Origin of the sequence: Desulfofundulus sp. (assembly GCF_049701015.1) — a bacterium.
GTDB lineage: Bacteria > Bacillota > Desulfotomaculia > Desulfotomaculales > Desulfovirgulaceae > Desulfofundulus.
The window spans coordinates 1-2,548 of record NZ_JBNATZ010000313.1 but is presented as its reverse complement, the minus strand read 5'-3'; the positions used below and the strand labels follow the sequence as shown (position 1 = coordinate 2,548).

The window sequence follows — 2,548 nt, the reverse complement described above, 5'->3', positions numbered from 1 at the left end:
TGAGATTATGTACAACAAAGTACTGGTGGCCTATGATGGTTCTCCATATTCCAAGAGGGCTCTGTCCGCAGGAATCGAGCTGGCCCGTGGCTCCGGAAGCGAACTGCACGCGGCCGCCGTAGTAAACCTGCCGGACTATGCAGGCACCGTAGCAGAAGTAGACGACATGGTAACCAGGGCACGGGAATTTTTCGAAAAGAAGATGGCAGATGCAGTTTCCAGAGCGGCCGCCAAAAACGTAAAGCTCACCACGCACCTGATCTTCGGCCACGTGGGGGAAACTCTGGTGCGTTTTGCCCGGGAGAACAATTTTGATCTAATCGTGGTGGGGACCCACGGCTGGAGCACCATCAAAAAACTGGTCATGGGTAGCGTTTCTTCTTACGTAATCCATCACGCAACATGTGATGTACTGGTGGCAAAAGGCAGGGAAGAATAGTCCAGGAATTTGCTGCTCCATGATGATGGGGCTCGCCTGAGAGGTGATTGGTTGATGCTGGAACATTTTCGTGAGCAAAAAACACTGCTCACCAATGCGGTCGGACAGCTGACCACTCTGGCTGAAGCCAGAGGAAACCGCTTTGCGGCGGACCTGCTCACCGAAAGCCTGGCCCGGGTTGCCTCAGAGACATTCACACTGGTGGTTATGGGTGAGTTTAAGCGTGGCAAGTCGACCCTGATCAACGCTCTGGTAGGGGCACGCCTTCTGCCCACCGCCATTATACCTCTTACAGCGATTCCCACCTTTATCCGGTATGGCCCGGAACCACAGGCAACAGTCGTTTTCCTGGACGGGCGGGCCGAAAAAGTAGCCGTTGGGGAAATCGTGCAGTACGTAACAGAAAAAGAAAACCCCCGCAACGTCAAGAAAGTGCGCGAAGTGGAGGTTATCTACCCCGCCCCTTTTCTAGCGGACGGAATTATCCTGGTGGATACACCGGGAGTTGGTTCAGCTTACGCCCACAATACCGAAGCAGCCTACGGCTATTTGCCGCGGGCCGACGCAGCGCTTTTTGTTATTTCAGTAGATGCACCGCTGGGCAAGGGAGAACTGGATTACCTGCGAGACGTAAGGCACCACGTACACAAGCTCATATTTGTGCTGAACAAAATTGACATTGTCAGTCCGCATGACCTGGCGGAAGCTTTGGACTTCACCCGCAGGATGCTGCAGGAACAACTTCAGACTCAGGATATATTACTGGTCCCGCTTTCAGCCCGCCTGGCCCTGGAAGGAAAGGAGCAGAATGATGCAGAACGGCTGAAAACAAGCCAGATGACGGAACTGGAGAACCTGATAAACGATCTGATCAGGCGCCAGAAGGGAGCGCTCATTATTTCAGCCACTGCCTCGCGGGCGCTGCGCATCCTGAACGAACTGGAACTGGGCCTGGAACTCTGGCGCCGCGGTATGGAAGATTCCCTGGAAGAGTTGGAGAGGAAGATTGCTGCCTTTGAAACAGAACTGGCACATCTGGAGCAGGAACGGGAAGACAGCATCTACTTGCTCTACCGGGAGGTAGATAAGCTGGCTGACCGGGTAGCGGAAGACATGGAAACTTTTGAACGACGCGTGTTTCCCCAGCTGGCCGGGCAGCTGGAGGAATTTATCGAGGATATTTACCCCGGGCATTCAGTAAAAGAAACTGCCGGGCTGGCACAGGACTACATCAAAAAGATAATCCTGGGCGTACTGGAAGAACAAAGGAAACGCGAAAAAGAAATAATGCAACAGGAATTTGCCCGGGTGGCAGGACGGTTTTTCCGCCGCATCGAAGATATAGTAGACCGTTTGATGGCTGCTTCAGCAGAAATTTTCCAGGTAGAAGTGCACAAGACGGCTTATAAAGACTATATTCTGGGCGACCGCTATTTCTACTTTCACTTTTACGAACACCCTACCTTTATTCCCGCTTTTGAAGAATTGACCGTAGCATCTCTTTTACCAAAGGCATTACTTAAAAAACACATCCTTACCAAAACCCGTGCCAGTTTGGCGGAGCTTTTGAACCGCAACTGTGGGAGGGTGCGGGCCGACCTGGTGGAGAGTTTAAAGGAAAAAGTACGCAAAGTGGCAGGTGAGCTGAGACTACGTTCGGACGCCGTTGCGTTCAGCCTTAAAAACGCATTACAAAAAGCCCTTGAGGAAAAGAAATCCAGTATCGCCGAACAAGAAAAATCCCGTGCGAAATGTAAAGAGGAAAAACGAAAGCTCTCTATTTTAAGGCAGGACCTGGAAAGACTGGTGAAGCTGGGAAATATTTAAGGGGTCGGGGGAGGAACCATCCTTCTATGAATGATAATGGAAAGCAGAAAATAAACGCGGCGACTCATAGAGCATTCAAATTTATCATCCTGCTGGGAATCGTCAGCCTCTTTTCAGACATGACCTATGAAGGTGCCCGCAGCATCACCGGTCCTTTCCTGGAAGTGCTGGGAGCTACCGGGACAATCGTGGGTTTCGTGGCCGGACTGGGAGAATTGCTGGGTTACGGCGTACGGCTGCTTTCCGGTTATCTAAGTGACCGTACGGGGAAATACTGGCCGA

Annotated in this window: 2 protein-coding genes and 1 pseudogene; all 3 read left to right on the top strand. The window is 51.8% G+C overall.

All coding sequences use genetic code 11. The annotated features are described in order from the left end of the window. Nucleotides 1–439, top strand: a 439-nt coding sequence (locus ACPLUI_RS13745; RefSeq protein WP_424660814.1) for a universal stress protein, incomplete at its 5' end; no start/stop codon positions are given. Nucleotides 440–493: 54 nt separating this feature from the next. Further along, the gene (locus ACPLUI_RS13740) at nucleotides 494–2,266 is read left to right on the top strand and encodes a dynamin family protein (RefSeq protein WP_424660813.1); all 1,773 of its coding nucleotides are present in this window, start codon (nucleotides 494–496) and stop codon (nucleotides 2,264–2,266) included. A gap of 26 nt (nucleotides 2,267–2,292) precedes the next feature. Beyond that, nucleotides 2,293–2,548, top strand: a pseudogene (locus ACPLUI_RS13735) (MFS transporter); the annotation flags it as partial.

Coding starts and splice junctions, on each gene's coding strand:
- ACPLUI_RS13740 (WP_424660813.1), top strand. CDS start 494: ATGCTGGAACATTTTCGTGAGCAAAAAACACTGCTCACCAATGCGGTC.